Consider the following 23,013-nt stretch of genomic DNA (forward strand, 5'->3'; position numbering starts at 1 on the left):
TCGGCATGAACAAGACGATCAGGCGCGCATCGGTCTTCACGCTGCTGCTGGTATTGGCCCTGCTGGTCAGGGCGACCTGGGTGCAGTTCTACGAGGGCCAGGCGCTCGCAGACGACAAGAGCAACCGGCGGAACGCGATCGAGACGTACTCGCAGCCGCTCGGGAACATCATCGTGGGCGGACGGTCGGTCACCGGCTCGGCACCGACCAAGGGCAGCGACCTCAAGTACAAGCGGACGTACACGGACGGCAGGCTGTACGCGGCGGTGACGGGTTACGCCTCGCAGGCGTACGCGCCGACCCAGCTGGAGGGCATCTACGCCGACCTCCTCAACGGCACGGACAACCGGCTGAAGACCGTGATGGACACCCTCACCAACCAGCGCGCCGACCCGGGCAACGTGGTCACGTCGATCGATCCGAACGTGCAGAAGGCGGCGTACGACGCGCTCGGCGGCAAGAAGGGCGGGGCCGTCGCCATCGACCCGAAGACCGGGAAGATCCTGGCGGTGGTGTCGACGCCGTCGTACGACCCGTCGTCGCTGACGGACGCCAACACCGCGGGCACCGCCTGGAAGAAGCTCACCTCGGACCCGGAGAAGCCGCTGGTCAACCGGGCGCTGCGGCAGCCGCTCCCGCCCGGCTCGACGTTCAAGCTGGTGGTGGCGGCGGCCGCGCTGGAGGACGGACTGTACTCGTCGGTCGACGAGAAGACCGACAGCCCGAACCCGTACCCGCTGCCGGGCACGTCCCGGCTACTGGACAACGAGAACCCGAACGCGCCGTGCGAGAACGCCTCGATCCGGGTGGCGCTGGAGTACTCGTGCAACAACGTCTTCGGGAAGATGGCCGTCGACCTGGGCCAGGACAAGGTGAAGGCGATGGCCGAGAAGTTCGGCTTCAACGACGACAGGCAGGACGTGCCGGTCCGGGCCTACACCAGCGTCTATCCCTCGGGCATGTACCCCTCGGAGACGGCCCTGACGGGCATCGGCCAGTTCGACGTCACCGCGACCCCGCTCCAGATGGCCATGGTGTCGGCGGCCATAGCCAACGGCGGCAAGCTGGTCTCGCCGCACATGGTTTCGCAGATCACCAACGGCGGCGGTGATGTGTTGCAGGATTACGACGACAAGGCGGGCACGAAGGAGATCGTCAGCTCCTCGACCGCAGAGCAGCTGCAGTCGGCGATGCAGACGGTCGTGGAGGAGGGGACGGGCACCAACGCCCAGGTCCCGGGCGCGACCGTCGGCGGCAAGACGGGTACGGCGCAGCACGGCGAGAACAACAGCAAGACGCCGTACGCCTGGTTCACCTCCTACGGCAAGTCCGGCTCCTCGGGCAAGGAGGTCGCCGTGGCGGTCGTGGTGGAGCAGTCCGACGCGGCCCGTTCGGAGGTCAGCGGCAACGGCCTGGCGGCGCCGGTCGCCAAGGCGATGATGGAAGCGGCACTGAAGGACTGAACCTCCGCCGCCGAAAAGCCGTCCTTACGGACGAGACGGGCCGCCCCCTTCCCCCCGGGGGCGGCCCGTCTTCGCTACTTCGCTCCCAGGAGCTGCTCGATCGGGTCGATCGCGAAGTACACGAGGAACAGCGCCGAGGTCCCCCACAGCAGCCAGTGCACCTCCCTGGCCCTGCCGAGCACCGCCTTGATGGCGACGTAGGCGAGGAAACCGGCGCCGATGCCGTTGGTGATGGAGTAGGTGAACGGCATGACGGCGATGGTGAGGAACGCCGGGATGGCGATGTCGTAGCGGTCCCAGTCGATGTGCTTGACCTGGGTCATCATCAGGAAGCCCACGGCGACCAGGGCCGGGGCGGCGGCCTGGAGCGGGACGATGGTGAGCAGCGGGGTCAGGAACAGCGCCAGTCCGAACAGGCCCCCGGTGACGAGGTTGGAGAAGCCGGTGCGCGACCCCTCGCCGACACCGGCCGCGGACTCGATGTAGGAGGTCGCGGAGGAGGCGGAGGCGGCGCCGCCCGCGACGGCCGCGGCACCGTCGATCAGCAGCACCCGGCCGAGGTTCGGGACCCTGCCGTCCTCGTCGAGCAGGCCCGCCTCGGCGCTGATGCCGACGACGGTGCCCATGGTGTCGAAGAAGTCGGACAGGATCAGCGTGAAGATCAGCAGGACGACGGTGACGACGCCGACGCCGGGTGCGCTGAAGGCGCCGAAGAGGTCGAAGGCGCCGACGAGTCCGAAGTCGGGGGCGTCGACGAGCTTGTCGGGCCAGGAGGGGGTGGTCAGGCCCCAGTTCTTGATGTCGGCCAGGGAGTTGATCGCCATGGCCACCGCGGTCATGGCGACGATGCTGATCAGGATGGCGCCCTTGACCTTGCGGGCGAGCAGTCCGATCGTCAGCAGCACACCGAGGCAGAAGACGAGGATCGGCCAGCCGGTGAGGGTACCGGTGCCGCCCAGCTGAACGGGCACGGTGGTGCCCGCGGCGTCCGGGATGCGGCTCACGAACCCGGCGTCGACGAAGCCGATGAAGGCGATGAACAGGCCGATGCCGACGCTGATCGCCTGCTTGAGCGGCTGGGGTATCGCGCGCATGACGGCCTCACGCAGACCGGTCACCACCAGCACGCAGATGAGCAGACCTTCGAGGACGACCAGACCCATCGCGTCGTCCCAGCTCATCAGCGGGGCGATCTGGAAGGCGACCACGGCGTTGAGGCCGAGCCCGGCGGCGAGGGCCAGGGGCAGGTTGCCGCCGATGCCCATGATGATCGTCATGACCGCGGCCACCAGGGCGGTGGCGGTGGTCAGCTGGACGGCGTCCAGCTGGTGTCCGAACTTGTCTTTCGCGCTGCCCAGGATGATGGGATTCAGGACAAGGATGTAGGCCATCGTGAAGAAGGTGGCGAAGCCACCGCGGATCTCACGGCCGAAGGTGGAACCCCGCTCGGAGATCCGGAAGAACCGGTCGACGCTGCTCGCCGGGGATTCCTTGGTGGGCGGCCGGTCGGTGACCTGCTGCGGTTCGGACATGGCGCGTGCTCCTAGGTGCCTGGGTGATCGGTGTGCGCGTGCTGGCCGGATTGTGCCCCCGTTGAACCCTGTTCAGGTTTTCTCCGTGTTACGGAATCAGAGTTCGGCCTGCCCTACGCCGTTCGAAGGTCCGTACGAACCGTCCCGAGATCGCTGCTACGCTTCCGGATCTCGTCCGGGCCTCCCCCGGATGGTCACATGTCATCTACATGACACTCACGGCACCCCCGGCCCGGGAGTGTCCGGAGCCGCTGCGAGGAGAGGTCGCCCGTGGGCACAGTCGTCGACGACGCCGCCTCCGTGGAGTTCCACGCCTTCTTCGAGCGCCACTACGCCGAACTGTCCCGCCTGGCCTACCTGCTGACGGGCGAGTCTGACACCGCCGACGACCTTGCGGCGGACGCCTTGCTGGCGTTGTGGCACCGCTGGGACCGGGTGCGCGCGGCCGACCGTCCGGCGGCGTACGCCCGGGGCGTGGTCGCCAACCTGGCCCGCACCCGCATCCGCAGCGCGGTGCGCGAGCGGAGGCGCATCGCCCTGTTCTGGTCGCAGCGCGAGGAGAACACCGAGAACCCGGACGTCCCGGGCGTGGTCGATGTCCGGGAGGCCCTGCGCCGGCTGCCGTTCCGCAAGCGGGCCTGTGTGGTGCTGCGGCACGCCTTCGACCTCTCGGAGAAGGACACCGCGCTCACCCTCGGGATTTCGGTGGGTACGGTGAAGAGCCAGACCTCGAAGGGAATGGCCGAACTGCAGCGGTTGCTGGGCACACAGGGCCTGCCGCAGCGCATGCACGCGGCGCTGGGCGCCTCCCGCTGCTCACCGGCCGTGGAAGGCGTGCGCACCGGTGAGGGCGGAGGGAGGGACCGATGACCATGCGGCGGGACGTGCACGAGGAGTTGCGCACCCGGCTGCACGAGGCGGCCGGGGGGCACGAGCCCGACCGGGAGCGCATCCTGGCCCGGGTCGAGCGCGGCATGGCCGGTCCGGCCGGTCCCGCTCACCGGGCGACGCGTCCGCCGGTGTTCGGCTGGATGCGGGTGGCCGGTGCGTCGGCCGCGGTGGCCGGCGTGCTGGCGGTGGGTGGTTACGCCGTCGCGTCCGCGGTGAAGGACGAGACGGCCCCGCCCCAGCAGGAGGTGGCGACGTCATCGACCCCCACGCCGTCGCCGGAAGCGACGAGCCGCGCTCCCGCGCCGCCGGTGGAGCCCACGCCGAGCAGCACCCCCGAGCGCCGGGAGCCCGCCCCGCCACCGGGGACGCCGAGCACCTCGGCCCCGAAGCGGCCGCCCGCCGCCACCGAGGACGGACCGCTGTGGTCGGACGGCTCGGTCGACCCGCACAGCGACGACTTCTGGGCGCAGAGCAACGTCACCCTCAAGACCCGCGAGCAACTGACCGCGCTGACGGTGCGGTTGTGGATCGCCCAGACCGGCGGTGTCTCCGACGCGGGAGCCTGGCGCTCCCTGCCCGAGGACGACTTCACCCTCACGGTCGCCGAGCGGGACGGATTCCTCGTCTACACCTGGACACTCAAGCAGGGCCGTACGGTCCCGGTGGGCGAGTGGGTGTTCGCCGGGCAGTTCGACCACGACCGCGGGGGGCGTGACGCGGGCGCGGACCGCTACGCGGCGACGGCCGCCGCCGGTTCCGGGCAGCTGTCCGTGGGCGGCGGTTTCGCCGCCGTGCACGACGGCGGCGGAAAATCGTGAACGATTACTGAAGGCGCGGCAACCCTTTCCTCACCGGTGGCGACCACTACGCGCAAGAGTCACCACCCATTGAGGAATCTGTACATGACTGCACCAGCACAACAGCGCGTCCGCCATCGCCGCCGGGTCACCAAGCGGCGAGCGGTGATCGCCGGGGTGTCGGCGCTCGGCATCACGGGAGCGGCGATCGTCACGACGTCGATGCTGTCGACTGCCGGCGCCGCGTCCTCCTGGCCCTCGGACAAGGGCAAGACGCCCGTGCCGAAGACCATCCCGGTCTCCGGGGTGCGCGACGGCGGCATGAAGATGTTCTACGGCACCGGCGCCCTCGGCAGCGGCAGCCAGGACGAAGGCCAGGGCCCGCTCTTCGAACTGGCCGACGGCGCGGTCCTCAAGAACGTCATCATCGGCACGCCGGCCGCGGACGGCGTGCACTGCAAGGGCAGTTGCACCCTGCAGAACGTGTGGTGGACGGACGTCGGCGAGGACGCGGCCAGCTTCAAGGGCAAGTCCGCGTCGGCGGTGTACAAGGTGATCGGCGGCGGCGCGAAGAACGCCGACGACAAGGTGCTGCAGTTCAACGGCGCAGGCACGCTGAACGTGTCGGGCTTCCAGGTGCACAACGCCGGCAAGCTGGTCCGCTCCTGCGGCAACTGCAAGACGCAGTACAAGCGCACGATCGTGCTCAGCGACATCGACGTGACGGCGCCGATGAACTCGATCGTCGGCGTGAACGCCAACTACGGCGACACCGCCACGCTGTCGAGGATCCGCATCCACGGCGACAGCAAGAAGAAGATCAAGACGTGTGTGCGCTTCGAGGGCAACAACACGGGCAAGGAGCCCAAGGAGCTGACGCCGCCCGGCCCGGACGGCAAGAGCTGCAAGTTCAAGGCCTCGGACATCAGCTACCAGTGAGGCCACGCCCCTTGTGAACTCCGGCCGGCCCCGAAACCCCCTCGGGCCGACCGGATGCCGGACGTCCGGGCCCCCAGACGGACGCCCCGGCACCTCGACCCTCCGGAGCCCCCCTCCGGACGGTCGGCCGGCCGGCCGAGCCCCCCTCGGCCGGCCGGCAGGACGCCCCCACCGGTTCCGCACCCGGCGGGGGCGTCGTCGTGCGGCGTGAGGTGCATACGCCGACGGGCATGGCGGGTGCCGAGGCTGCCGTCCGATCGTGACGTGCCGAAAGTTTCGGAAACGTCGGCCTCACGCACACCCGTTGACGCGCTGCTTCCCCCCGGTGACACTCCCAGGGGCCGCTATCCAACAGAATCCCCCAGACTCCGACAGGAAGTGTCATGCGCCCCCGCACGCTCCTGGTTCCCCTCCTGGCCCTGACCGGCCTCCTCCTGACCCTCCTCGCAGCGCCGCCCAGCACCGCAGACCCCGGAACACCACCCGTGAAGCACTCCAAGTACGCCGGCTATCTCTTCGCCTACTTCACGGGCGAGGGCACCGCGGACGGCGAGCAGATCCGCTACGCCCTGAGCCGGGGCAACGACGCGCTGCACTGGCGTGAACTGAACGCCGGCAAGCCGGTCCTGACGTCGACGATCGGCGAGAAGGGCCTGCGCGACCCGTTCGTGATCCGCTCCCCCAAGGGCGACAAGTTCTATCTGATCGCCACCGACCTGCGGATGTACAAGAACTCCAGCGGCAGCTGGGACCAGGTCCAGCGGCACGGCAGCAAGTCGATCATGGTCTGGGAGTCCACCGACCTGGTCAACTGGACCGACCAGCGCCTGGTGAAGGTCTCCCCGGACAACGCGGGCAACACCTGGGCCCCGGAGGCCTACTGGGACGACGAGCTCGGTGAGTACGTCGTCTTCTGGGCGTCGAAGCTGTACGCCGACGACGACCCGGACCACAAGGGCAACACGTACAACAAGATGATGTACGCGACGACCAAGGACTTCCGCACCTTCAGCGAGCCGAAGATCTGGAACGACCCCGGCTACTCGGTGATCGACTCCACGGTCGTGAAGTACAAGGACGAGTACTACCGCTACACCAAGGACGAGCGGGACCCCAGCTCCTCCAGCCCCTGCTCGAAGTTCATCACCGGTGAGAAGTCGACGTCCCTGACCTCGACGAAGTACGGCTTCGTGGCCGACTGCATCGGCAAGGGCGCGATGGACCGCGGTGAGGGCCCGACGGTGTTCAAGTCGAACACCGAGAAGAAGTGGTACCTGTTCATCGACGAGTACGGCGGCCGCGGCTACATCCCGTTCGAGACCACCGACCTCGCCTCCGGCAAGTGGACCCCCTCCACGGACTACCAGCTCCCGGCGAGCCCCCGGCACGGCACGGTGCTCCCGGTGACGCAGCAGGAGTACGACCGGCTGCTGGCGGCGTACCCGAGCACCCCTACCTCCGTGGTGGACGCGACGGCCAAGCACCAGAAGGGCTACTCGATCGTCACGGAGAGCGCCTCGAAGGTCGTCCTCCCGATGGAGCCGGACGCCGATCTGCGCGGCCTCGCCCCGAAGCTGTGGGTGGGTGAGGGCGCCACGCTGAGCCCGAAGTCCGGCACCCGGCGCGACTTCCGCACGCCGCAGAAATACACCGTGAAGGCGGCCGACGGCACCAAGCGCACCTGGACGGTCGAGGCGGTCCGCACCCGCAGCCCCATGCTGCCCGGTCTGAACGCCGACCCGGACGTGCACTACCTCAACGGCCGCTACTGGATCTACCCGACGACGGACGGCTTCCAGGGCTGGAGCGGCACCAAGTTCAAGGCGTACTCGTCGAAGGACCTGGTCAACTGGAAGGACCACGGCGTCATCCTCGACCTCGGGCCGGACGTGACCTGGGCCGACAAGTACGCCTGGGCGCCCGCGATCGCCGAGCGGAACGGCAGGTACTACTTCTACTTCTGCGCCGAGCAGCAGATCGGCGTGGCGGTGGCCGACTCCCCCGCCGGCCCCTTCAAGGACGCCCTCGGCAAGCCCCTGGTCGCCAAGGGCGGATCGCTCAAGGGCCAGATGATCGACCCGTCGGTCTTCACGGACGACGACGGCCAGGCCTACCTGTACTGGGGCAACGGACGCGGGTACGTCGTTCCGCTGAACGACGACATGGTGTCCTTCGACGCGTCGAAGGTGAAGGACATCACCCCGGACAACTTCCGCGAGGGCTCCTTCGTGATCAAGCGGAAGGGCACGTACTACTTCATGTGGTCGGAGGACGACACCCGCAGCGAGAACTACCACGTGGCGTACGCGACGGGACCGTCCCCGCTCGGCCCGTGGACCAAGCGCGGGACGATCCTCGAGAAGCGGCCCGAGTACGGCATCCTCGGCACCGGTCACCACTCGGTGGTGAACGTCCCCGGCACCGACGACTGGTACGCCGTCTACCACCGTTTCGCCCTCAACGGCCCCGGCAGGCCGGGCGGTGACGGCATGCACCGGGAGACCACCATCGACCGCATGGAGTTCGCGGCCGACGGCAGCATCAAGCCGGTGGTGCCGACGCTGGAAGGCATCAAGCCGGTACGGCGATGAGCCTCACAGGACGTCGTCGAGCCAGCTGAAGACCTCGTCCTGCATCTCGTGGGTGAAGACGTGGCCGAGCTCCGGCCACGTCTTCGTCCGTATCCGCTCCTCGGCGTTCAGCGAACGCCACACGGCACGCAGCTTGTCGTACGCGACCCGTACCCCCTCGGCCGGGAACAGCGTGTCGAGCCCGCCGTCGAGGAACAGCATCGGCCTGGGCGCGGCGATGCTCGCCACGTCGGGGATGTCGAGGTGCCGGGCGAGCCCCGGGTGGAGCATGCAGAACGCCGACTGTCCGCGCAGCGTGTTGTTGCCGGGCACCATCATCTCCTTGAGCCCGGTCATCCAGCAGACGCTCGCGGCGGCCGCGACGTGGTCGCTGAGGGCGGCGGTCTGCCAGGCGCGGTAGGCGCCCATGGAGAAGCCGACGGCCGCGACCCGCCGGGCGTCCACCCGGTCGAGCCCCGCCAGGAACGCGGCGGCCCGCTGGTCCTCCCGGGCCATGAGCCCGGCCAGTGAGGACCCGAGGTTGTAGAAGTTGGACGCCAGAGCCTGTTGCTGCTCGTAGGCGAGGGGCCCGCGGTCGCCCCAGCCGAGCGCGTCCAGGCACAGCACCACATAGCCCCGCCGGGCCAGTTCGTCGCCGACGAACCGGCCGCTGAAGTACTTGCCTGCCCAGGCCTGGGCGGAGGCGAGACGTGTGTCGTCGTACCAGGGCCGGACGAGTTTCTCCTTGCCGATGTCGAACGTGGCGCCGTGGTCGTGCAGGAGCAGCACGGCGGGGAAGGGCCCGCGGCCGTGCGGGCTGAGCAGGGAGCCGCGCACGCGCTCGTAGCGGGTGAGGGAGACGATCACCGACTCCCTGGTGTAGCCGTCCGCTCGGGAGCGGTCGCCGAACTCCGGCGCGTACGGCACCCGGTCCTGCCGCTCGACGAGCAGATGCTCCTCGACGGTGTTCCGGGCGGCCCGCCGCCAGGCGGGGAAGTCACGGACAGGGGACCTTCCCCAGGCGAGCGGAAAGGTCAGCCGGTCCTTCAGCGCCGGGTGGAAGTCGGGCAGGGGACCGTCCACGACAGCCGCCTCCGCCCCGCTCACCGCTCCCCCGGCCAGCAGCGCCGTACCGGCCCCGACCACGAACGTCCGCCGCCCGAGCCGGTGGGAACGGTGCGCCTCGCGCACTCAGCACACCTCCTTCCACGGCTCCCAGCCGCCGAGGTGGGCGGCACGGGTCGCGGACCGGGCCTGCCGGTCGGTGAGTTGAGGACGGTTCTCCGGGACGACGACGGCCGCCCCCGGCCCCGTGTTCCGGTACTCGGCGAAGCGCTGGTCCTGCCAGGGGTGGGCGTCCCGCATGTTGGCGTAGGGCGCGACCGCGTCGATGCCCGGGCCCAGCCAGGTGTTGCGCACCGTGAGCATCGGGCGGACGGTGGTGCTGGAGGTGGGCACCCAGGGGCGGGCCAGCTTGTAGTAGCCGTCCGGGGCCTCGCTGCTGACGTGGCTGCGCGTCACGAGGTAGCCGTGCGGGTTGGCGCGCTCCGTGGAGGGGGCGAAGACGAAGCCGTACGGGGCGCCGGACGCGTCGGTGCGGTTCAGGGTGCGGAAGTGGCAGTGCTCGAAGACGGCCGTGGCCCGGCCGAAGACGAAGTCGACGTCACCCTCGACGTAGCAGTGCGAGAAGAACTGGCGGGCGAAGAGGCTCGCGGAGTTGGAGTCGGCGTACAGGGTGTCCTGGCAGCCGAGGAAGCGGCAGTGGTGGAAGGCCGAGCGGTCGCCCTGCACCTTGATGGCGACGGCCTGGGTGCCGGTGATGTCGGGGTGGTCGGCGCGCAGGAAGTCGTTGGCGAAGGTGATCCGGTGGGCGGTGAAGCCGTCGGCCCGGACGGTGGTGGTGGCGGAGCCGGTGGTGCCGTAAGTGCCGCCGCCCGGCTTGGGCGTCCCGGCCGCGTTGTCGTACACGATCACGACGTCACGGGGGTCCTCGGAGGCGCCGATCCAGGTCGCCTCGCTGCGGGTGGCGTCGACGGCGACCGTCTCCCGGTAGGTGCCCGGCGCGATGACCAGCGTCCAGCCGCTGCCGCCGGCGGCGGCGACGGCTTCCCGGACGGAGGTGTGGTCGCCGCGGCCGCGCGGATCGACGTACAGCGTCTTCGGGGTGAGGCGGGCGGCCGGTGAACCGTACCGGCCGAACGGGCGTTGCCGTCCGAGCGCCTGTGCGGGTGCCGACGTGAGGGCGAGTGCGGCGCCCGCTCCGGCGCTCGCGACGAGGAATCCCCTGCGGGAGAGAGAACGGTGGAAGTGCGAGGACATGCGGCTGCCCCTTCGCGGTGCGGCTCGTGCGGGGTGATGGTTCGAGGGCGGCCGGGCGGGCGCATCTCGTGGCGTACGCCCGCCCGGCCGGTTCTCGGGGGCGTCAGCAGATGCGGCCGGCGCCCGCGCGGTGGTCGACGATGCCGGGGACGGCCTTCGCCGGGTCGACCTTGGTCCGCAGGGTCGGCGTCCAGCCGGCGCCCGACCGAAGGGTCTCGCCGGGGATCTCCGCGTTGTGCACGGCGATCAGGTCGGTCAGCTTGCCGTTGACGTAGTTGTTCGTGGCGGTGACCGGCGAATCCATCCACTTCTTCAGGATCTTCGCCGGGCTGACCCCGCTCGGCAGCGTGAAGGCGTTGTGCTCGGCGACGAGCTGGGACTCCTTGCCGATGCCGAAGCTGTAGACGTAGTCCTGGCCGGCCACGTAGTGGTTGTTGTACGTGTCGACCTGCCCGAAGCGGACGCGCGGCGCGCGCTCGACCAGGTTCCGGAACACGTTGTGGTGGAGCGTCACCTTGAGCTTGCCCCGGTCGCCGACGGCCGTCGACTCGCTGTCGCTGTTGCCGATCATGAGCGTCTTGTCGTGGTCGGCGAAGACGTTCCAGGAGGCGGTGACGTAGTTGGATCCCCGGACGATGTCCAGCTGACCGTCGTGCTGCTGGTACAGGGTGCCGAAGTACGTCGGTGCCTTGCTGTCGGGGTGGCTGCCGTCGGTGAAGGTGTTGTGGTCCATCCAGACATGGGTGGAGCCGTAGACGACGGCGGTGTCGTACTCGGAGTTCCAGGCGCCCGTGGAGGTGTCGGTCGGGTCCCACTGCGGGAAGCAGTCGAGGGGGCTCTCGAAGGTGAGGTTGCGGACGATGACGTTGTCGACGCCCTTGATCTGCAGGCTGGCGCCCTTGAAGCCCGCGTTCTTCCCGACCCCGATGATGGTGGTGTTGGCGGGGACGAAGGCCTTGATGGCCTGGTCCTGGTTGTCGGAGGAGACGCGCCGCAGCCCCTCCGGACTGTCGGCGGGCTCACCGCTCAGGTCCTTGTCCAGCCCCCACGTCTCGGGCGCGTACTTCTTCAGGTAGGCGTCGAAGTCGTACCCGGGCGCGGCGAAGGCGTCGCACCCCTCGGAGACGGCGTCGATGGTCCCCTTCACCTTGATGATCTTCGGTGCGCTGCCGCCCGCGGCGAGGGCGGCCTTGAACTGGGCCCAGTCGGTCACGGTGTACACGTGCTCGGCGTCGGCGGCGGCACCGCCGGTGGTCCCGGTGCCGTACGACCCCCAGCCGTCCTTCGCCCCGAGCGTCTGCCGGGCGGGATCGCGGGAGTCGGCCTGGGCTGCGGCGGTGCCGGTGAGGGACAGCACCAGTGCGGTGCAGCCGGCCAGGACGGCGACCCTCTTCGTTACGGCATGCCCATGCCATCTACGTGGGTGCATGGTGCGGATCTCCTTTTCCGGGGAGGGGGTGTTACGCGGTGGCCTTCGGCCAGGTGATCCAGGACTCGGGAATCGTCTCGTCCAGCCGGCGCACCTCACTCGGCGCGAGCACCCGCGTACGCAGCAACTCCCGTGCGACGAGCCGCGCCACGGCGATGGCACCGGGCGGGTTGAAGTGCGTGTTGTCCTGCTCGGTCGCGGTCCAGTTGAAGTACTTCTTCGTCTCCTCGCCCCCCAGCCTCTGCCACAGCGCGATCGACAGCGCCTGGATGTCGAGCAGCGTCACCTGCTCCTCCTTGGCGAGCGCCCGCATCGCCGCCGGGTAGTCGCCGTGCGTCGGCTGAGCCTTGCCGGCCGCGTCGAACTTGCGTCGCTCGACGGACGTGGCGAGCACGGGCCGCGCCCCGCGCGCCCGGGCCCCGTCGATGTACATCCGCAGGTGGTCCTGGTACGTCGTCCAGGGCTCGGTGTACCGGGTGGGGTCGCTCACCTTCGCGTCGTTGTGACCGAACTGGATGAGCAGGAAGTCGCCCGGCTGGATCTGCCGGAGGATGGCACCCAGCCGTCCTTCGTCGACGAAGCTCTTCGAACTGCGGCCGTTGACCGCGTGATTGGCGACCGGCCGGTCCTTGTGAAGGAAGAAGGGGAGTGCCATTCCCCACCCGGTCTCGGGCGCCGCGTCAGCGTACTTCTGGGCGGCGGTGGAATCACCGGCGATGTAGAGGGTCCGGGCGCGACGGCCGGCGGCCTGTGCGGCACCGGTCATGGCGAAGGTGAGGGGGACGGCGGCGACAGCGGCCGCGGTGACTTGTCTACGGCTCAGAGACACGACAGACCTTTCTTTCAGCGGGCCCTCACGGGCGCGGGGGTGTTTCCGTACACGGCTCCGCCGCGTGTGCGCGACCAGCCCGGGGCGGCCCACGGCCTGCACACCACAGGCCGCCCCGGGGCGAGACCAGGCGGCCTCAGCCCTTCTGCTGGTCCCACTCCGCCTGGGCCTCGTTCAGCTGATCGGCCATCTTGTCCAGGAACTCCTTGGCGCTCATGTCGCCGAGCAGGACCTTCTGGAAGCTGGGCTCGTTGTCGGCCTTGGAGATGCTGTTCCAGTCGGGCAGGTAGTACGGCAGCTGGACGATGGTGGTGGAGCCGTCGTTGAGGGCCTCGGCGGCGAGCTTGGTCGGCTCGGCCTTGGAGATCCAGGCGTCCTTGGCGGCGTCCGTGTTGGACGGGATGGCGCCGGCCGACTCGTTCCACTTGGAGTTGGACTCGTGCGAGGCGGCGAACTCGATGAACTTCCAGGCGGCCTCCTTGTTCTTGGAGCTCTTGAACAGGCCGAGACCGTCGACCGGGTTGGAGACCTGGACGCGCTTGCCGCCCGGGCCGGTGGGCTGCGGGATGCCGCGGAACTTGTCGGTGCCGAGCGCCTTCACATGGTCCTGGTAGGAGCCCAGGTTGTGGTTGAGCATCCCGATCGTGCCGGAGTCCCACTGCGCGACCATCTTGGTGAAGTCGTTGTTGAGGTCGGCGGCCGGCGTGTACTTCTTGTACAGACCGGCGTACTTCTGCAGCGCCTCGACGTTCTTCGGGTCGTTGACCGTGGTCTTCTTGCCGCTGGAGTCCCAGAAGGACGTGATGCCGGACTGCCCGTACATCGCGTCCAGCGCCTGGGCGATGGAGCCCGCGCCGCCGCGGATGGTGTAGCCGAACTCGTTCTTCTTGGCGTTGGTGAGCTTCTCGGCGGCCTTGTAGAAGTTCTCCCACGTGGTGGGCGCGTCCAGGCCGGCCTTCTTGAACAGGTCGGTGCGGTAGTAGAGGGTGCCGTTGTTCGCGGAGGTCGGGACCGAGTACAGCGCGTCGCCGCCACCGGCGGACTTCAGCGACTCGACCATGGCTTCGTTGAGCTTGCCCTTGAGCGTGGACTTGCCGAGTCGGCCGTCCAGGGGATCCAACGCGTTCTGGGCGGCGAACCCGGCGGCCATCGCCGCGCCGACACCGCCGACGTCCGGCAGACCGCCGCCCTGGATGGCGGTGTCGACCTTGGACTGGTACTCGGTGGCGGAGATCCCGACGTACTCGACCTTGATGGACGGGTTCGCCTTCTCGAAGTCGGCGATGATCTGCTTCCAGATGTCCGTGCGGACACCGCCGTTGTTGTCCCAGAAGACGATCTTGCCCTTGCCGCTGCCCTCGGCCCCCTTGTCCCCGCCGGCGCCGCTTCCGTCGTCACCGCAGGCGGTGGCGGTCAGGGCGAGGACGGAGCCCAGGGCGACGGCCGTGGCCACGCGCCTGCTTCTGCGGATGCTGCTCTTCATTGGTCGGCTCTCTCTTCTGGATCAAACGGAGATATGAAGTTGTGGGGGTCAGTGGTGTGCGTGGGGCGCCCAGTTGTCCTTGCCCTTGAGGTAGTCGGCGATGGTGTGCGTCCTCGCGTCCTCGTCGCTCATCTGCGGCCGGTCCTGGGTGACAGCGGCCCCCGGCCCGTAGTTCCGGTACTCCGTGAAGCGCGCGTCCTTCCACGAGAAGCCACTCATGTCGGTCCACGGCGAGGCCTTGATCGCGGCGGGCAGCCGGGTGTCGCGGATCAGCACCTGGGCCACCGCGTTCGGCTCGCCGCCCGGGTGCCAGGGCCGGCCGAGGTGGAAGCTTCCGGCCGGCGCGTCGCTCACGATCTCCGAGCGGGTGATCAGGAACCCGTACGGGTTGTCCTTCCACGTCGAAGCGGCCGTGATGTAGCCGTTGTTGGTCGTGGACCCCCGGCTGAGCGCCTTGATCACGGACCGCTCGATCACGGTCGTCGCCCGCCCGTAGATGAAGTCGACGTCACCCTCGATGTACGAGTCGCGGACGTACACCCGGCTGATCACGTTCAGCTTGGGACTGTCGGTCATCAGGGTGTCCTGGTTTCCCAGGAAGGCGGTGTCCTCGAAGACGATCCGGTCGCCGGTCGTCTTCATGGCGAGGGCCTGCTCACCCTTCAGCTCGACCGCGGTTTCGTCGAAGTCGTTGCTGAAGGTGAGGTTGCGGGCGGTGACGTCGTTCGCGGCGATCCGCACGGTGGCGCTGCCCGTCGAACCGCCGTACTCGGCGGGCGTGTCGTGGACGATGACGGTGTCGGAGCGGTCATGTCCAGTCCCCCGGAGCAGGATCTTCGGCTTGGTCGCCGGGATGAACACCTTCTCCCGGTAGGTGCCCGGCGCGACCGCGATCGTCACCGGCACGTCGTTGCCGTCGGGCACGGCGTCCACGGCGGCCTGCACGGTCGGGTAGGCGCCCGGGACGTCGAGGGTCACGCCGATCCGCCGCTGCGGACCGGAGAACTTCTTCACCAGGGCGGGGACGGCGGCGGCGGGATCCAGCCGGTAGTCGTAGAAGTCCCGCGGGTCGAAGGCGGCACCCCACTCGTCGGTCCGCCCGCTCGTCTTCCTCAGGATCGAACCCCGCTCCACCAACTCCGCGGTGGTGTCGGCCTGGTAGGGATGCTGGACCCTGTCGTAGTAGCTGTTCTCGATGACCATCTTGGTGCGGCCCCGGGACCAGTTCCCGTACGTCCACACGGGGTCGCCGTCGTCCACCTGTGCCGAGAGGTAGTTGTTGTACAGGTGCGCGTAGGCGCAGTTGTCCGCCGAGGGATTGCGCTGCTTGGTGCCGGTGAACCAGTTGTGGTCGATGGTGATCTGCGTCCGGACGTTGTCCGTCCAGCCGATCCCGAACGCCTTGTTGTGGTCGCTGAACTGGTTGTAGGAGACGGTGACGTACTGGCTGTCCTTGCGGATGTCGAGCAGGCCGTCGCCCATGTGGGTGAAGCGGTTGTGGTCGATCCAGACGTGGTGGACGGCGTCCATCTGGATGGCGTCGAAGTCGGTGGTCTTGCCGTCCCAGTCGCCCTCGACGTAGGAGTCGCGGATCGTCAGGTTGCGGATGATGACGTTGTGCGTGCCGGGGTTGAGGTGCAGTTCGCCGTGGACGATCTCACCGGTGTCGCCGACGCCGATGATCGTCTTGTTCGAGGCGACGACGATGTCCGAGCCGAAGGGCTGGACGGCGACCGTCCCCGCCACCCGGATGACGTACGGCTCCTCGGCGGCCGCGTACTTCGCCAGCGAGGCCTGGTCGGTGACCGTGACGACCTTGCCGCCGGCGCCGCCCGTGGTGCCTCCGGCCAGCGAGGCGAAGCCGTGGGCCTGGTCGGTCCAGCGGTGGGCCGCCGGTGTGGACATCTCGGCGGGGGCGGGTTCGGCGGCCCTCGCCTCCCCGGTCGCGCCCAGTCCCAGGGCGGCGACCAGGCCGGCGACGGCGGCCAGGGCGACGCCCGGTCTGGGCAAGCGCTTGCTACGGAGGTGCGTCATTGCGGCTCCCAACAGGCGAGACAGGACTACGGATGCGGTGGGTTACAAGTCGGTGATCCGGAACTGCGTGAACGTGGCGGCGCCCGCGTGTCCCGACCCGACGGGCGCGAGGGCGAAGAGGCCGAGCAGGGCACCGACCCAGCGCCAGGGGGTGGCGGCGAAGACGGGACCCGACGGGCACGGGCCGTCGCCGAGGTCGTAGGAGAAGCGGCATCGGGCTCCGGCGCCGATCTCGATGCGGAGCGTGACCCGCCCCTCGGGTGCGAGGCGCGGGTGGGCCGCGTCGCGCTCCCGTTCGGCGACCCCCTCGGCGAACCGGTGCACGAGGTGGACCGTGCCGTCGGCCCCCCGCTGGAGACCGATCCAGCTGAACGCGTCCCCGAGGACCGCGAGCCCGGCCCGCGCCCCCGGCTCCTCACTGTGCAGGCGAAGCCCCACCTCGACGGCGCACGGGACGCCGGGCAGCCGCTGCGTGAGGAGGTTCGGGAGTTTGCGCAGGTCGTGCGCGTCCGCCGAACGGACGCAGGACAAGCGCAGCCCGTCGCCGGAGTGCTGGGGGGCCCAGCCGTCATGGGGGTTGGCCGTCCACTGCCACTGCCGCCCGAACCGTCCGCCGGGGAAGTCGTCGTCGGTGGCGGGCGCGGCGGGCGGCTGCGGCGGGAGATTCGGCCTCCGGTGTTCGGTCACGGGGGCGCCGTCGTCCCCGAGCACCGGCCAGCCGTCCGTGCCCCAGCGCATCGGCTGGAGGTGGACGACCCGGCCGTAGGGGCCGCGCTGCTGGAAGTGCAGGAACCAGTCCTCGCCGGCCGGGGTGCGCACCCAGCCGCCCTGGTGGGGGCCGTTGACGTCGGTGTCCTTCTGCTCCAGGACGATCCGCTCCTCGTACGGCCCGAAGAAGCCGCGCGAGCGGAAGGCGCCCTGCCAGCCGGTCTCCACTCCCCCGGCCGGGGCGAAGATCCAGAACCAGCCGTCGTGCCGGTAGAGCTTGGGCCCTTCGAGGGTGAACCAGCCGGGTATGCGGTCGCCGTCGACGATCACCTTGCCCTCGTCGAGGAGTTCGGTGCCGTCGGGACGCATCCGGTGACCGGTGAGGCGGTTCTTGACGCCGGAGCGGGACTTGGCCCACGCGTGCACCAGGTGGGCCTCGCCCGTCTCCTCGTCCCACAGCGGGCAGGGGTCGATCAGGCCCTTTCCTTCCTTGAGGAGGTGCGGTCGGCTCCAAGGGCCCCTGATCTCAGGGGCGTTGATCTGGAAGATGCCCTGGTCGGGGTCGCCCCAGAAGATCCAGAAGCGTTCGTCGTGGTGGCGCAGGGACGGGGCCCAGACCCCGCAGTCGTGCCGCGGGGAGGTGAACTCGTTCGCCGGTTCCAGGCGTTCGAGGGCATGGCCGACCAGGGTCCAGTTGACCAGGTCGCGGGAGTGCAGCAGCGGCAGGCCGGGGGCGCGGCCGAAGCTGGAGGCGGTGAGGTAGAAGTCCTCGCCCACGCGGACGACATCCGGGTCGGACCAGTCGGCGTTCAGGACGGGGTTCGTGTACGTCTCGGCGGTCACGGGCTCACCGCCTTGCGGACGAGGGCCGCGGCGGCGTCCCGGTCGAGGCGGCCGTCGGCGACGACGGTGACGACCCGGCGGACGACGGTCTCGCCCGGCGGCATCGGCAGCCGCTCGTCGTACGCCAGCGAGGAACCGACCCCGGGGTACTCCCCGGTGCGCACGAACCACGGGTCCCGGCGGGTCTGTTCGGTGGCGCCGGCGAAGACCAGGGTCCAGGTGCTGCCGGCGAGGGCGAGCCAGTCCGCCGGGCGGCCGTGGATCCGCTCCTCTCCCTCGGTGCCGGCCGTGAAGACCTCCGGCGCGGCGGACTCCTTGCGTGCCCGCCAGAAGAAGCCCCCGTACGCCGCTCCCGGGCGGCCGTTGGTCGCGGGGCTGCCGATCGACAGCGGCGTCCTGGTGACGTTGGTGAGGGAGAAGGTGAGGTCCAGCGCCCAGGCCTGGTCGGTGAGTTCGGTGGCGGCGACCGTACGGCGCTCGCGCAGCAGCTCGCCGCCCGCGGCGACCCAGCGCAGCTCCTCGACGAAGCCGTCCGGGTCGCGCAGCTGGAACGCGATGTGCCGCTGGGAGCCGTGGTTGTCCAGCTCGGTCGGGCCCTGGTCGCGGACGTAGGTGCGCCCGCCCCAGAAGTTGAACCCCTCGACGTCGGGAACGGCGACACCGACGCCGAGGTGGTGTGCGTGGTCGGCCGGGCTGAGCTCGGTGACGGCCGTGCCGGCCAGGGTGGTGACGGGGTGCAGGTAGGGGCGCGGGGAGAGCCGGGCGGGCAGCCCGGGCCGGGTGACGTACCGGCCGACCGGCCGGCCCGCGACGCGCAGGACCGCGGTGTCGTTGCTGGTCATCGGGTGCTCACCTCATTCGACAGGTGCTCCGCCGCCGGCGCCCAGGGGGCGCCGAGCTCGGAGTAGAGGGAGAGGGTGTCGGCGGCGGCCGCTACCAGCCCGTCGATGCCGGGCACCACCCGGCGGTTCTCGCCGGGGATCCGGCGCCAGGCGGTGCCGGGCAGCGGCGCCGGGTCGGGGGCCTTGCGAATGGCCTCCACGACCTTCATGAAGGCGCCGGTCTCGTCCGGCGGGACCAGCAGGTCCGCGCCCGTGGTGAGGTGCGCGACGAGGTTCTCCAGCAGATCGGTGCGGCCGTGCTCGAACTCCTCCGGGCCGTGCCCCGCCCGCTGGAGCAGCACCCGGTCCTGCTTGTACCAGAAGGTGATCCGGCCGCTGCTGCCGTGCACCAGGACGTACGGCTCGTCCGCCTGCTCGGCGCACAGGGTCGCGGCGACGGTGACCGGGTGGCCCTGCGCGGTGGTGACGCGGACGCAGGAGGTGTCGTCGGACTCGATGGCGTTGGCGCGCAGCAGCTCGGTCTCGATGGCCAGGACGTCCTCGGCGCGGGTGCTGCCGCCGAGGGCGAGGGCGGTGGCGACGGCGTGGGCGAGGGGGTTGGTCAGCGCCCCGTCGATCACGTCGACGCCGTTCATCCGCCGCTTGCCCGCCCAGGGTGCCCGCCGGAAGTAGTCCTCGTCGCGCACCCAGGCACCGGCCCCGCCGAGACCGACCAGCCGGCCGATCGCACCCTGCGCGATCAGTTCGCGGACGGCGGGCAGGGCGTGCGAGCCCAGCGACTGGAAGCCGATCTGGCAGGCGACGCCGGCCGCGGCGACCCCGTCGGCCATCCGGCGGAACTCGGCGTAGGAGGGGGCCGGGGGCTTCTCCAGCAGGAGGTGCACGCCCCGCTCGGCGGCCGTGAGGGCGAGGTCGGTGTGGGTGGGGATCGGTGTGCAGATCACGGCGATCCGGGCGCCGGTGGAGTCCAGCAGGGCGCCGAAGTCGGCGGACTGCTCGGGAGCGCCCAGGTCGCCGAGTTCTTCCTCGGTCAGCGGCGTCAGCTCGCAGACGCCGGCCAGCCGGACGAGGCCCTGCTTCTGCAGGCGGCGGATGTTCTCGACGTGCCAGCGGCCGTGACCGCGGGCGCCGGCGAGGACGACGGGCCAAGGGGTGCTCAGTGATTCGCTCATGGAGTCGATCATGCGACCGGTCATGGGATCCTCCCCGCGCCCGCGCCGCGGGCCACCGCCCGGTCGGCCGCCCGGGCGCTGTCGATCCGCCCGTGCAGGGCGGGCGTCCAGCCCACGTCGGCCGTCAGGTCGCGCTCGCTGCCCGAGTTGTAGGCGTTGTGGATCGCGAGCAGGTCGACCGGGAAGCCGTTGAAGAGCGTGCCGCTCTGGTGCAGGGCGGTGCCGTTCCAGCTCTTGACCAGGTCGGCGACCTCCACGTGGCCGGGGGCGTGGAAGGCGTTGTTCTCGGCGTAGATCTTCGACTCGGTGGAGACGCCGAGGGAGTAGCGGTAGTCGTCGTCGGTGATCTCGTAGCGGTTGTTGTAGAGGTGCACCTGGCCGAAGCGGACGCGTGGGGCGCGCTGGACGACCGACTCGAACTCGTTGTGGTGGAGCGTGACCCGGAGCTTTCCGCGGTCGCCGGTGGCGGTGTCGCTGCTGCCGATGAGCATCGCCTTGTCGTGGTCGGCGAAGCGGCTCCAGGAGACGGTCACCAGGTCGGAGCCGCCCGTGACGTCCAGCAGTCCGTCGTGGCGCAGGTAGTTGCGGGCGAAGTAGGTGGGTTCCTTCGCGTCCGGGTGGCCCTTGTCGCTCAACGTCACATGGTCGACCCACACATGGGTGGCACCGGCCAGCCAGATCGAGTCGTACGCCGTCTTCCAGTCGCCGAGACCGCCGGTGTTGGGCTGCCAGACGGGGAAGCAGTCGTAGGCGTCGCGGATGTCGAGGTTGCGGATGATCACGTTGTGCGCGTTCCGCACCTGCAGGCTCGCGCCCTTGAGTATGGCCGAGTCGCCGAGGCCGACGATCGTGGTGTTGGAGCCGACGGGCAGGACGATCCGCTCGGCCTGCCGGGCGGCGGAGGCCCGGCGGGCCTCCTCCTGCGGGCCGCTGGGCTTGGCGGAGCCCCAGGTGCGGGGGTCGTAGGCGGCGAGGTACTTCTTCAGGCTGTAGCCGCCGGTGGCGTAGTCGGAGCAGTCCAGTCGGTCGCCGTCGTCGTCGGTGTTGGCGTCGATGGTCCCGGCGATCCTGATGATCTTCGGGGTGTCGCTGCCGCCGTCGAGGGCGCGGACCAGCCCGGCCCGGTCGGTGACGGTGTGGACGTGGCCGGCGTCTGCCGCCGCGCCTCCGGTGGTGCCTTCGCCCGCGGAGGCCCAGCCGTCGTTCGCCGGCAGGGTGTCGCGGCCGATGTCCCGGGCCTCGGCATGCGCGGGCACGCAGAGCACCGCCAGCAGCCCCGCCGTGACGACCAGTCGCCCGATTCTCATCCCTTCACCGCCCCCGCGCTGAACCCGGTGATCAGCCACTTCTGGATGAACGCGAACACGATCACGACCGGCACGGCCGCGATGATGCCGCCCGCGGCGAGCGCGCCCAGGTCGACGCTGTCCGCGCTCATCAGGGAGTTGAGGCCGACGGGGATGGTCTGCTTGCTCTGGTTGTTGAGGAACATCAGGGCGAACAGGAAGTGGTTCCAGGAGTGCACGAAGGCGAACGAGCCGACGGCGATCAGGCCGGGCCGCAGCAGCGGCAGCACCACGATCCGGAAGGCCGTCAGACGGTTGCAGCCGTCCACCCAGGCCGCCTCCTCCAGGGAGTACGGCACGTTCTTGATGAAGTTGCTGATCAGGATCATCGACAGCGGCAGCTGGAAGACCGTCTCGGCGAGGATGACGCTGCCGAGCGAGTTGATCATCTGCAGCTCGGCGAAGATCTCGAAGAGCGGGACCAGCAGCAGCGCACCCGGCACGAACTGGGAGCACAGCAGGGCCAGCATGAACACCCGCTTGACCTTGAAGTCGAACCGGGCGAGGGCGTAGCCGCCGGCCAGTGCGACGAGGGTCGTCATGACCAGGGTGGCGACACCGACGAGGACACTGTTGGTGAAGTAGGTGCCGAAGCTGCGCTCCGTCCACACCTTCTCGAAGTGCTCGAAGGTCATCGGCCAGGGCACGAGCGAGGTGGAGCCGGCCGGGCGCAGCGAGAAGAGCAGGATCCAGTAGAAGGGGATGAGGGTGAAGAGCAGGTAGATGCCCAGGGGCAGATAGATCTGCCAGCGGGGCGCCTCGTCCCAGGAGCGGTTCTTCTTCGTGGGCCGCGGCGGTTCGGGGGTGGCGCGCACGGGAGCGGGCGTCGCCTTGGTGGCTTCCTTGACGCTCACTTGTTACCTCCGAACTTGCTCAGCCGCAGGTAGACCATCGAGCAGAAGAGAAGGATCACGAACGCCACCGTGGTCAGGGCCGACGCGTAGCCGAAGTTGTGGGCGTCGACGGATGTGTTGGCGATGTACAGCGGCAGCGTGGTCGTCTCACCCGCGGGGCCTCCGCCGGTCAGGGTGTAGAGCAGGTCGACGTTGTTGAACTCCCACACCGCGCGCAGCAGCGTGGACAGGATGATGGCGTCCTTCAGGTGCGGCAGGGTGATGTGCCAGAACTGCTTCAGGCGGCTGGCCCCGTCGACCTCGGCGGCCTCGTAGAGGTCCTTCGAGACGGACTGGAGGTCGGCGAGGATGAGGATCGCGAAGAAGGGCACGCCGCGCCAGAGGTCGGCGACGATCGCCGCCGGGAACACGGTGGAGGTGTCCGACAACCAGCTGGACCCGTAGGAGCCGATGCCCATGTCGGCGAGGTAACGGGTGATGCCCGTCTGGGAGTTGTAGAGCAGCACCCAGATCGCGGAGGTCAGCACGCCGGAGACTGCCCACGGGGAGAAGACCAGGGCGCGTCCCAGGCCCCGGCCCACGAAGGTCTGGTTGACGATGAGCGCCAGCGCGAGACCGAACAGCAGCTGGAGGCCGACCTCGACGAAGACCCACTTGGCGCTGAAGACCAGGGTGTCCCAGAAGACCGGGTCCTCGGTGAAGGCGTGGACGAAGTTGTCGAAGCCCGCGAAGCCGTTCCGCCACGGCTTGGTGGGGTTGTAGTTCTGCAGGCTGTAGTAGAAGACGCTGATGACCGGATAGGCGATGAAGCCCAGCATGAGCAGGGCGGCCGGCGCGATCAGCAGGTAGGGGAGCCTGCGCGGGGTGGCGGAGGCCCGGCGCCGCCGGGGTGGCGCGGGCGGTTTCGCCACGGCTGCGGCTTGGGCCATGACTGTTCTCCGTTCTCAGTACGTCGTGGTACA

18 protein-coding genes are annotated in these 23,013 nt (G+C 69.7%); 5 read left to right on the plus strand and 13 right to left on the minus strand.

What is annotated here, in order from left to right:
• Positions 1-5: 5 nt before the first annotated feature.
• Entirely contained in the window at positions 6-1,463 is a 1,458-nt protein-coding gene (locus ACWD1U_RS30250) for a peptidoglycan D,D-transpeptidase FtsI family protein (RefSeq protein WP_451112286.1), read from the plus strand.
• Between the two features lie 74 nt (positions 1,464-1,537).
• Here the strand turns inward: ACWD1U_RS30250 and ACWD1U_RS30255 are convergent, their stop codons facing one another.
• Positions 1,538-2,995 carry an NCS2 family permease gene (locus tag ACWD1U_RS30255; RefSeq protein WP_451112288.1) on the minus strand — a complete coding sequence of 486 codons (1,458 nt, stop codon included), beginning with the start codon at positions 2,993-2,995 and terminating at the stop codon, positions 1,538-1,540.
• 270 nt (positions 2,996-3,265) lie between these two features.
• Between ACWD1U_RS30255 and ACWD1U_RS30260 the strand changes: the two genes are divergently transcribed.
• The 4 genes from ACWD1U_RS30260 (at position 3,266) to ACWD1U_RS30275 (ending at position 8,213) form a co-directional block, all read left to right on the plus strand.
• Positions 3,266-3,865, plus strand: a complete 600-nt coding sequence (locus ACWD1U_RS30260) for a SigE family RNA polymerase sigma factor (protein WP_451112290.1) — start codon at positions 3,266-3,268, stop codon at positions 3,863-3,865.
• Positions 3,862-4,704: a hypothetical protein gene (locus ACWD1U_RS30265; protein WP_451112292.1), complete on the plus strand. Its 843-nt coding sequence runs from the start codon at positions 3,862-3,864 to the stop codon at positions 4,702-4,704. Before ACWD1U_RS30260 ends, ACWD1U_RS30265 begins: the two co-directional genes overlap by 4 nt.
• A gap of 84 nt (positions 4,705-4,788) precedes the next feature.
• The gene (locus ACWD1U_RS30270) at positions 4,789-5,622 is read left to right on the plus strand and encodes a pectate lyase (RefSeq protein ID WP_451112294.1); all 834 of its coding nucleotides are present in this window, start codon (positions 4,789-4,791) and stop codon (positions 5,620-5,622) included.
• A 383-nt stretch (positions 5,623-6,005) separates the two neighbouring features.
• On the plus strand, positions 6,006-8,213 hold the full coding sequence (locus tag ACWD1U_RS30275) for a family 43 glycosylhydrolase (RefSeq protein WP_451112296.1): 2,208 nt from the start codon (positions 6,006-6,008) through the stop codon (positions 8,211-8,213).
• 3 nt (positions 8,214-8,216) lie between these two features.
• Here ACWD1U_RS30275 and ACWD1U_RS30280 read toward each other — a convergent pair whose 3' ends face one another.
• The 12 genes from ACWD1U_RS30280 to ACWD1U_RS30335 form a co-directional block, all read right to left on the minus strand.
• Positions 8,217-9,383, minus strand: coding sequence for a dienelactone hydrolase family protein (locus tag ACWD1U_RS30280; protein WP_451112298.1), 1,167 nt, complete (start codon positions 9,381-9,383; stop codon positions 8,217-8,219).
• Complete coding sequence (locus ACWD1U_RS30285; protein WP_451112300.1) at positions 9,384-10,511, minus strand: pectinesterase family protein; 1,128 nt, start codon at positions 10,509-10,511, stop codon at positions 9,384-9,386.
• Positions 10,512-10,614: 103 nt separating this feature from the next.
• Positions 10,615-11,940, minus strand: coding sequence for a pectate lyase family protein (locus tag ACWD1U_RS30290; RefSeq protein WP_451112302.1), 1,326 nt, complete (start codon positions 11,938-11,940; stop codon positions 10,615-10,617).
• A 31-nt stretch (positions 11,941-11,971) separates the two neighbouring features.
• Positions 11,972-12,769, minus strand: a complete 798-nt coding sequence (locus tag ACWD1U_RS30295; RefSeq protein ID WP_451112303.1) for a rhamnogalacturonan acetylesterase — start codon at positions 12,767-12,769, stop codon at positions 11,972-11,974.
• A 136-nt stretch (positions 12,770-12,905) separates the two neighbouring features.
• A complete protein-coding gene (locus ACWD1U_RS30300; protein WP_451112305.1) occupies positions 12,906-14,252 on the minus strand; it encodes an ABC transporter substrate-binding protein in 1,347 nt (448 codons plus the stop codon).
• A 48-nt stretch (positions 14,253-14,300) separates the two neighbouring features.
• Positions 14,301-16,286, minus strand: a complete 1,986-nt coding sequence (locus ACWD1U_RS30305) for a pectinesterase family protein (RefSeq protein WP_451112307.1) — start codon at positions 16,284-16,286, stop codon at positions 14,301-14,303.
• Between the two features lie 42 nt (positions 16,287-16,328).
• Positions 16,329-17,837 (minus strand): family 43 glycosylhydrolase, encoded by a 1,509-nt coding sequence (locus tag ACWD1U_RS30310; protein ID WP_451112308.1) that lies wholly within the window; start codon positions 17,835-17,837, stop codon positions 16,329-16,331.
• The gene (locus tag ACWD1U_RS30315; protein WP_451112310.1) at positions 17,834-18,679 is read right to left on the minus strand and encodes a DUF6807 domain-containing protein; all 846 of its coding nucleotides are present in this window, start codon (positions 18,677-18,679) and stop codon (positions 17,834-17,836) included. Before ACWD1U_RS30315 ends, ACWD1U_RS30310 begins: the two co-directional genes overlap by 4 nt.
• Positions 18,676-19,875, minus strand: coding sequence for a Gfo/Idh/MocA family protein (locus ACWD1U_RS30320; RefSeq protein WP_451112311.1), 1,200 nt, complete (start codon positions 19,873-19,875; stop codon positions 18,676-18,678). The genes ACWD1U_RS30315 and ACWD1U_RS30320 overlap by 4 nt, the downstream gene beginning before the upstream one ends.
• The gene (locus tag ACWD1U_RS30325; protein WP_451112312.1) at positions 19,872-21,158 is read right to left on the minus strand and encodes a pectate lyase family protein; all 1,287 of its coding nucleotides are present in this window, start codon (positions 21,156-21,158) and stop codon (positions 19,872-19,874) included. Before ACWD1U_RS30325 ends, ACWD1U_RS30320 begins: the two co-directional genes overlap by 4 nt.
• Positions 21,155-22,051: a carbohydrate ABC transporter permease gene (locus tag ACWD1U_RS30330; RefSeq protein ID WP_451112314.1), complete on the minus strand. Its 897-nt coding sequence runs from the start codon at positions 22,049-22,051 to the stop codon at positions 21,155-21,157. Before ACWD1U_RS30330 ends, ACWD1U_RS30325 begins: the two co-directional genes overlap by 4 nt.
• On the minus strand, positions 22,048-22,980 hold the full coding sequence (locus tag ACWD1U_RS30335) for a carbohydrate ABC transporter permease (RefSeq protein WP_451112315.1): 933 nt from the start codon (positions 22,978-22,980) through the stop codon (positions 22,048-22,050). The genes ACWD1U_RS30330 and ACWD1U_RS30335 overlap by 4 nt, the downstream gene beginning before the upstream one ends.
• Positions 22,981-23,013 lie beyond the last annotated feature (33 nt).

The organism is Streptomyces sp. NPDC002788 (assembly GCF_053592115.1).

Excerpts from the sequence above, each read along its gene's own strand:
- ACWD1U_RS30250 (WP_451112286.1), top strand. The coding sequence starts at position 6 with ATGAACAAGACGATCAGGCGCGCATCGGTCTTCACGCTGCTGCTGGTA.
- ACWD1U_RS30255 (WP_451112288.1), bottom strand. The coding sequence starts at position 2,995 with ATGTCCGAACCGCAGCAGGTCACCGACCGGCCGCCCACCAAGGAATCC.
- ACWD1U_RS30265 (WP_451112292.1), top strand. The coding sequence starts at position 3,862 with ATGACCATGCGGCGGGACGTGCACGAGGAGTTGCGCACCCGGCTGCAC.
- ACWD1U_RS30270 (WP_451112294.1), top strand. The coding sequence starts at position 4,789 with ATGACTGCACCAGCACAACAGCGCGTCCGCCATCGCCGCCGGGTCACC.
- ACWD1U_RS30275 (WP_451112296.1), top strand. The coding sequence starts at position 6,006 with ATGCGCCCCCGCACGCTCCTGGTTCCCCTCCTGGCCCTGACCGGCCTC.
- ACWD1U_RS30285 (WP_451112300.1), bottom strand. The coding sequence starts at position 10,511 with ATGTCCTCGCACTTCCACCGTTCTCTCTCCCGCAGGGGATTCCTCGTC.
- ACWD1U_RS30290 (WP_451112302.1), bottom strand. The coding sequence starts at position 11,940 with ATGCACCCACGTAGATGGCATGGGCATGCCGTAACGAAGAGGGTCGCC.
- ACWD1U_RS30300 (WP_451112305.1), bottom strand. The coding sequence starts at position 14,252 with ATGAAGAGCAGCATCCGCAGAAGCAGGCGCGTGGCCACGGCCGTCGCC.
- ACWD1U_RS30305 (WP_451112307.1), bottom strand. The coding sequence starts at position 16,286 with ATGACGCACCTCCGTAGCAAGCGCTTGCCCAGACCGGGCGTCGCCCTG.
- ACWD1U_RS30315 (WP_451112310.1), bottom strand. The coding sequence starts at position 18,679 with ATGACCAGCAACGACACCGCGGTCCTGCGCGTCGCGGGCCGGCCGGTC.
- ACWD1U_RS30320 (WP_451112311.1), bottom strand. The coding sequence starts at position 19,875 with ATGACCGGTCGCATGATCGACTCCATGAGCGAATCACTGAGCACCCCT.
- ACWD1U_RS30325 (WP_451112312.1), bottom strand. The coding sequence starts at position 21,158 with ATGAGAATCGGGCGACTGGTCGTCACGGCGGGGCTGCTGGCGGTGCTC.
- ACWD1U_RS30335 (WP_451112315.1), bottom strand. The coding sequence starts at position 22,980 with ATGGCCCAAGCCGCAGCCGTGGCGAAACCGCCCGCGCCACCCCGGCGG.